Source organism: Dehalobacter sp. TeCB1, assembly GCF_001707455.1.
In the GTDB taxonomy this organism is placed as follows: domain Bacteria; phylum Bacillota; class Desulfitobacteriia; order Desulfitobacteriales; family Syntrophobotulaceae; genus Dehalobacter; species Dehalobacter restrictus.
The window spans coordinates 21,733-29,069 of the sequence record NZ_MCHF01000041.1 but is presented as its reverse complement, the minus strand read 5'-3'; the positions used below and the strand labels follow the sequence as shown (position 1 = coordinate 29,069).

Below are 7,337 nucleotides of genomic sequence, written 5' to 3'. Positions count from 1 at the left end.
CTCCATATAATCTGAATCGGCTATTTTTAACAGGTACTATACCTGTTATTCCCAGTATTTTGACAGACTCAATGAAACCCCACTATATTTACTCTGTCAAAGGTTGCATTTACTTTGACCGCTCACCTTATACATTCCCTGAATTATTTAAATACTCTTTCTACATTAATTATACCAAAAACATTTCTCTAATAACATTCTTATAATTATCCTATATTTTGTGTAAGATAAAACTTATCAAACTTAAGCCAAACTTAGGGGGTAAACTTTTGGAACGGGACCGCCTTGATCAAGATTTTGAAATCAGACGCCTGGAGCAGGTGCTGGCTCTCGCCCGGGAACAATTAGACTGTGCCCTGCAAAAGAGCGAGGAAAATAAAGACGCCATTATTGCCGCGAAGTTAGATATGTGGGAAGATACTTCCCGCTCCATCTCCGGTCTTTGGAATATGGATAATTTCCATGAGCTGGTCGAGTTGAGCCAGTACGCCAATCCGGTGTCGGAACGGGTGTCGGATTACGAACGGGATGCAGCTAAGATCCTGGCTTTAAAAAGATTGCTCTATTCCCCCTACTTTGCGCGGATTGATTTTCAGTTCGCGGGCGAGGAAGCCTTTGAGAATATTTATATCGGGCGGTCTTCGCTGCAGGACGGCCTAACCCGGGAAATGGTTGTCTATGACTGGCGCTCTCCCATCGCCAGTGTCTTTTACCGCTTTGGCCCGGGGAAAGCGTTCTATGAGTCGCCGGGCGGTAAAATAACGGGAGAGGTGCATTTAAAACGCCAATACGAGATCAAAGATGGCAAACTGCAATATTTCTTCGATGCGGATATTCAAATCATTGACGAATTCCTGCGCGAACTGCTTTCCCAGAATGCTTCCCCTAAAATGAAAACCATCGTCGAGACCATCCAGAAAGATCAGGATATGGTGATCCGCGATCTGGAAACGGATTTGCTGATGGTCCAGGGAGCTGCCGGAAGCGGTAAAACTTCGGTGGCGCTGCACCGCGCGGCTTATCTGATGTACCAGGGACTGGCGGCCAAGCTGGCTTCCAATGAGATCGTGATCATTTCTCCCAACACCCTGTTTGAACAGTACATCGCCAATGTCTTGCCTGAGCTGGGCGAGAAAAATGTCCATTCGCTCGTCTTTGAAGAAATATTCGGCAAGGTTTTGCAGACTGGTTCTATCCAAAGCAGGAATCAATATTGGGAAGGCCTGCTCTCCCCCGGCCAAAATGACCGAGCGCTTAGTTATAACGACAAGAAGCTCGCCAAACGCAGCATGGCATTTAAAGGCTCCGGCCTGTTTGCTGAGATTTTAAGACGTTTCATTAAGGACTTGCCTTATCGCTGGCTGCCGTTTGCCGATATTTATTATGACGGAAAGGTCGTCGCGGACCGGCAATTGCTGAAAGCCAAAATCCTTAAGGGCGATCAGGAATTCCTGCTGAGCGTACGTTTAAAGCAATTGGAAGCGTCGATTCTGCAAATTGTCCATGAACTGCGTCCCAGCCGTCAGGAAAAATTAAAAAAGTTTATTCAGGCCAAACCCGAGCATGAATTTGAATGGAAAGAAGTAGCCCGGCGGTTATCCATCCTGGAAAGCACCGCCTTGCTGAAGAAGATACGAAGGTTTACCGAGCTGGATTGTCAGGAACTATACCGGAAGCTGTTCAGCGATAAAAGCTATTTTTATCATTTAGCCGAAGGTCTGGAGCTGCCTGATTGTATGGAAGAGATTTTGGACTTCACCAGAGAAAACCTGCAAAAAGATGGTTTGCTTTATGATGACGCCCTGGCCCTTACTTTTCTCCATATCCATATCAAAGGATATACGGCTTACCGTGATATCAAGCAGGTTGTGGTCGATGAAGCCCAGGATTATGATCCCCTGCATTTTGAAATACTCCACGGTCTGTTTCCCAAAGCGCATTATACCATCCTGGGCGATATTCATCAGACGATCGGCAAACAGGAAGATTCCGCACGCTATGAACAGATTGGCAAGATATTCGCTAAGCCGAAATCCACGCTGGTGACTTTGGACAAAAGCTTTCGCTCCACCAAGGAGATCTTGACGTACAGCGCCAGGTTTCTTGACCAAAGCGTTAAGCTCCATCCTTTCGGGAGATCGGGAGATACGCCTGCCGTGTTTGCGGCGTCAAACCGGGCGGCGCTGACTACTCTCCTGCTTGCGGAAATGAATACCTGCCGGGAAATGGGTTACCAATCCATCGGGTTGATCTGTAAAACGGAATACGACGCCCTTGCCTTATATGAGCAGCTCAAGGACCAAAGCGATATTCAGCTGCTAAAAGGTGACGTTCAATTTGATTTAAACGGCGTATTCCTGATCCCGGTCTATCTGGCCAAAGGCCTGGAATTTGACGCCGTACTGATCTGCGAGGCCGATCAGGGGCATTATCACAGCACTGATGATCAAAACCTTTTATATGTTGCCTGTACGCGGGCGCTGCATCGACTGAACCTGTTTTATACCGGAGAGATCAGCCCGCTTTTATAATACCGCTATGCCAAAAAGCAATCCATCGAAAATAACGATGTGTAAAGGAGTCTTTTCATCTTCTGATTGCAAAAAGATGCTGCAAGTTTGAAGTTCGCAGCATCTTTTCTGTTAATATATGGAGACTCCCTCGCCCAGCCACGCTTTGATGGATCGGTACAGGTTCTCGGTTTCTGCCGGGGTCTTGCCGTTGACAATGACATATCCTGGATTGTCCCCGTCCAGCTTGAGGACAATGTACGCTCCGCCCTGGCTGTACACATAGAGCATGCATTTCCCGTATCCCTCGACAGTGAAATGGCCGAAACTTTTGCTTTCTCCGCCGTAGCCGTTGGTACGCAAGCTTCGGGGCAGGCTTTCCAGGGTGGAAACGGATACGATCCGGTCTTTTGCAAGGCTTAGGTCATACATCGCGGCGTCGATGGTGATCTGGGAACCGTTCTCCGTGATCACATAATCCTTGGCGCCGCCGTAGAATACAGGAATCAGGGCAGCCAGGACCAGCGCCAGGATACCGAAGCCGACGGCCTTACCGACCGGGTGGGCGAGATTAATGGTGAAGCCCATGCCCGCGATCCGTTTGGGTACAAAGATTCTGGGATCACTCGGGTTATAGTAGCATCCCCATTTGTAAGCGCCTTCTTGTTCGGAAAGATGGCTTTCGTTTTGAAGTTCAGGACCGAAGAAGTGATTTTCAGCAGCGCGGATTTTTTTCTGCTGCCAGTAGGCAATGAGGAGCAGCGCGGTGATCAAGACAAACACCGGCAGTATAATCAGGATACCATCTCCGGCGTAAAAGACGGAAAAACTGAACAGAAACCAAAACACCAGCATCGTCAGCCCGCTCAGCGTCGCCGCCTGCGTACGGATACGCTCCTGGGTTCTGGCGCAGACCTTATTGATCTCGGTGTTCTCGCTTAAGGCCGGGGTATGACTATTGCGCATCTGGTAATACAAGAAAATCATATTCAGTTGGCAGAACGGACCGATCATGCTGAAGACAACGGGATAGAACGCCCGCGCCGTCGGTGAGAACAGCAAGTAGAACGTCGGAATGAAACTCAGGAGCAGAAACAACCAGGACCAAACCGCGGAAACGCCTGCTTTACCTTTCTCTTTGACCACGTTCATATCCACGGTTACGATCCGCGAGCGCTGGTAGATCCAGCCTTTTTCCTTCTTCAGCGTCCGGAGCCTGCGCTGATAGCGGTGAACCGCCAGCCAATTGAAGAAAATATTGACCAGTACCAGGATCAGCAGGAAGAACTCCGTGAAGGATGCCGCGGCTGGAAGCAGCAGCAGAAGGCTGAGCCCTGCGGACAGCAGAAAGATGAGATAACACATCCGTTTGTAGCCGCTGATGATGTCCTGAACTTCCAATGATTGGGCATGGGTTGCGGACAGGGTTACGCCCAAAATCTGCTGATTTTGCTGGTTCTTATAAAAGAGCGTAAACGCAGCCATCGTCCCGAAAATCAACCAGGATAGGATGAGCAGTGTTAAAAGCATAAACATTCCTCCTTATTCGTAAACCAAGTCAATCAGACCGGATAGATGCGTTGTGATCTCCTGCTTGGACGCACCTTTCATCCGGGCCTCCGAAAGCAGAAGTTCCAGCCGGCGGTCAAAATCCTGATTAAAAACCATGCCGGTCTTGCCGCAATCTCTGATCTGGGCGCCGTGCCGCCGGTCAATGATGATGATGCCTTCGTCTTTTAAGAGGGCATAGGCTTTGTTGACCGTCATAGGATTCACCCCAATATCCTGGGCCAGCTGGCGGACGGTCGGCAGTGCATCCCCGGGCTTTAAATTCCCTTTGGCTGCAGCAAACACGATCTGATTGCGGATCTGCTGGTAAATCGGGATATCGCTGGTCATGTCGATCCTTAATAGCATGGGCGTTCCCTTCTTTGCGTTAATGTGTTCTTTGTATTGTTTGTATTATATAATATAATACAAACAATACAAAGATGTCAATAAAAAAATCACCTCCCCATTATCGCCTATTTATTAATAAACAATTAGGGGAGGTGTTTTGTTACACTTTTATGAAATTTTTGCCATTATCATCCATCTACTTGCCTAAGTTTTCAGCGATTTTCACAATTTCATCATAGCAATCTTTTACTTCACGAGTCCAATTAAATTTCCGTACCCTTCCCGCTCCATATCTTCTTTAGGCACGAACCGCAGCGAGGCGCTGTTGATACAATATCTCAGACCGCCGGATTCCCTGGGTCCATCAGCAAACACATGTCCCAGATGGGCATCGCCGGCACGGCTCCTGACCTCGGTCCGCAGCATGCTATGGGAAGTATCGGTCTTCTCCGAGACTACATTCGGATCGATAGGCCTGGTAAAGCTCGGCCAGCCGCAGCCTGATTCAAATTTATCCGAGGAGGCAAAAAGCGGCTCGCCTGTCGTAATATCCACGTAAATACCCGGCCGGAAAATGTCCCAGAACGCGTTATGAAACGGCGGCTCGGTGGCATTATTCTGCGTCACTTCGTACTGCGTTCCGGTCAGGGTTTGGCGAAGCCTGCCAGGATCCGACGCCTGATAATCGGCTGGGTTAATAATGGCCCCTGCCGCCTTCGTGAATTGATCCCTGCCAATGTGACAATAGCCGTCCGGGTTTTTATCCAGATATTTTTGGTGGTACGCTTCCGCCGGACAGAAGTTCTCGATTGCTTTTATCTCGATCGCGACAGGTTTGTCGTAGTTTTTTTGCAGTTTGGCCAGGGACCGTTCTATCACCGGCAGATCATTCATATCCGCATAATAAATCCCGGTACGGTATTGCGTCCCCTTGTCGCCGCCCTGCCGGTTAAGTGAGACCGGATCAATCGCCTGATAATATAATTCCAGCAAGAATTCCAGCGGCACAATCTCCGGATCATAGTCTACATACACCGTCTCGGCATGTCCGCTGCCGCGCTGACACACATCCTCATAGGTCGGGTTCGCGGTCTTGCCATTGGCATAGCCCACTTGCGTGGTACGGACCCCGCGAATAGACGCAATATATTTTTCCACACCCCAAAAACAGCCGCCTGCAAGATAAATCTCAGACATAACAGACCCTCCATGATATCAGATGATGATATCATTCTCCGCTGCTCAAAAGCTGCGAACCGAGCCACCATCCCCTACCATCCTCGATATTTTTATGATGCTAAGAATGATGATATTATATTCAAGTTAAAATACAATTTTATGGAATTAATATCTTTTGTCCCTCATAAATCAAATCTGGACTGGATAGTATATTTTTATTTGCTGCGTATATTTTCATGTAAAGTGAAGCATCACCATACTCTAATTGGGCTATTTTTGCCAGGGTATCTCCTGCTTTCACGGTATATATTCTTTGCTTTTCACCGGCAACGATATCCGGGAGCAGCCCCTCAGGCGGAAGGGTTAAAACCATTCCTGCGTATAAACGGTTATTATTCTTCTCAATAATATCACGATTTGCCTCATATATCTTACCGGAGTATTTGTAACTTCCGTAATGGTTTAAGGCGATCGTAGCTAACGTATCACCGGGCAGAACCTTATACGTGCTGTTAACCACTTCTACATCTGTTTTTGGTATCAGGTCAAGATAACTAAACGAGTTGCTTGAATTTAGCTCAGGCATTTGAATGTCCACGGGTAGGTTAATGTTTGTTATATCTGTATCATAGTTAAACGTAAGATTCAAAATGCCGGTAACATCCGATTGAATTTCTTCTCCGCCTACGGTATCATTCATCAATCTATTTAATGCTGACATATCGAGCTCTAGGTTGATACTTCCATTTTCATGGGTGATATAACCTTCGCTTGAAATCGTATACGTTAACTCGATACCTTTGTCCCCTAGAATAGAAACATCATTCAATTGATCCATGACTGAATTAAATTCAGTTAAAAACTCTTCATCAATAGAACCAAATTCCGATGAACTGCCTGAGAGCTCACTATACTGAGCAATTATCGTGAAGTATTCATTTAAAAAGTTCGACGCTTCTTTGTCCTTCGCAAAGTTATTAATCCCATAACGGATAAATTCCTTCAATTGTGCATCATTAAGTTTTATCGTATATTTTTGTGAGCCAAGGCCATCGTTTGCTGATTCACTAACGACGTCAATATTCGGGTTGAACCTTTGAACATAACTGTTTAGAAAATCAGTACTTTTTTTCTGTAGATCTGACTGCAATTTTATAAGGTTCGTTACATCCATATTTTTAAGATCCGTATTTTTCGCATCAAAAGGATTTATAACCATATATGGCTTTCCAGCATATCCAGGGGGTAAATAGGCTGCTGCAATTTGCGGGATTTTAAAGACTTCAATTAGCTTTGGAGTTTTCCCTGAGAAATCTTCATCTACCCAAAACGGCATGTCAATATTAAGACCGGATGCAATTACGTTACAATCTGCCTGTAATTTAGCGATTGTTTTCTCTTCGTTGCAATTCATTTTCAAAACGACATCGAGTTTCGCATTATTTAACATCTCAGCAACTGAATCGATTTGTTCTTGGTCTGCCTGATCAAACCCTGTGCCGGACATTTGAAGAGACATCGTCATATGCTGCTGCATTGAAGTCACATCTTGCATTTTCATATAGGCATTAAAGATTGCCAGCTGATTTTGGGTACAACCAGCTAATACCACAACGGATACAAATAAGACCGTAAGAATTAAGGCTGTTTTTTTTCTAATCTTCATATAGTTACTCCCCTCTCCACTATGTTGTAACTATATGATTCTTCAGCTTAACGCCAAATACCTCCCAAATTATTCCTATATTT

At 46.2% G+C, this 7,337-nt stretch carries 5 protein-coding genes; 1 reads left to right on the top strand and 4 read right to left on the bottom strand.

Features of this window, described 5'->3' with window-relative positions; genetic code table 11:
• The first annotated feature begins 269 nt into the window (after positions 1-269).
• Complete coding sequence (locus A7D23_RS10660) at positions 270-2,531, top strand: 3'-5' exonuclease (protein ID WP_019225676.1); 2,262 nt, start codon at positions 270-272, stop codon at positions 2,529-2,531.
• Positions 2,532-2,642: 111 nt separating this feature from the next.
• Here A7D23_RS10660 and A7D23_RS10655 read toward each other — a convergent pair whose 3' ends face one another.
• The 4 genes from A7D23_RS10655 to A7D23_RS10640 all read right to left on the bottom strand — a co-directional run bounded on the left by A7D23_RS10655 (position 2,643) and on the right by A7D23_RS10640 (position 7,254).
• The gene (locus A7D23_RS10655; protein WP_019225677.1) at positions 2,643-4,040 is read right to left on the bottom strand and encodes a DUF5808 domain-containing protein; all 1,398 of its coding nucleotides are present in this window, start codon (positions 4,038-4,040) and stop codon (positions 2,643-2,645) included.
• Between the two features lie 12 nt (positions 4,041-4,052).
• Positions 4,053-4,427, bottom strand: a complete 375-nt coding sequence (locus A7D23_RS10650; protein ID WP_025205246.1) for a GntR family transcriptional regulator — start codon at positions 4,425-4,427, stop codon at positions 4,053-4,055.
• Between the two features lie 228 nt (positions 4,428-4,655).
• Positions 4,656-5,606 carry a peptide-methionine (R)-S-oxide reductase MsrB gene (gene msrB, locus A7D23_RS10645; protein ID WP_019225679.1) on the bottom strand — a complete coding sequence of 317 codons (951 nt, stop codon included), beginning with the start codon at positions 5,604-5,606 and terminating at the stop codon, positions 4,656-4,658.
• Positions 5,607-5,745: 139 nt separating this feature from the next.
• The gene (locus tag A7D23_RS10640) at positions 5,746-7,254 is read right to left on the bottom strand and encodes a LysM peptidoglycan-binding domain-containing protein (RefSeq protein WP_019225680.1); all 1,509 of its coding nucleotides are present in this window, start codon (positions 7,252-7,254) and stop codon (positions 5,746-5,748) included.
• Positions 7,255-7,337 lie beyond the last annotated feature (83 nt).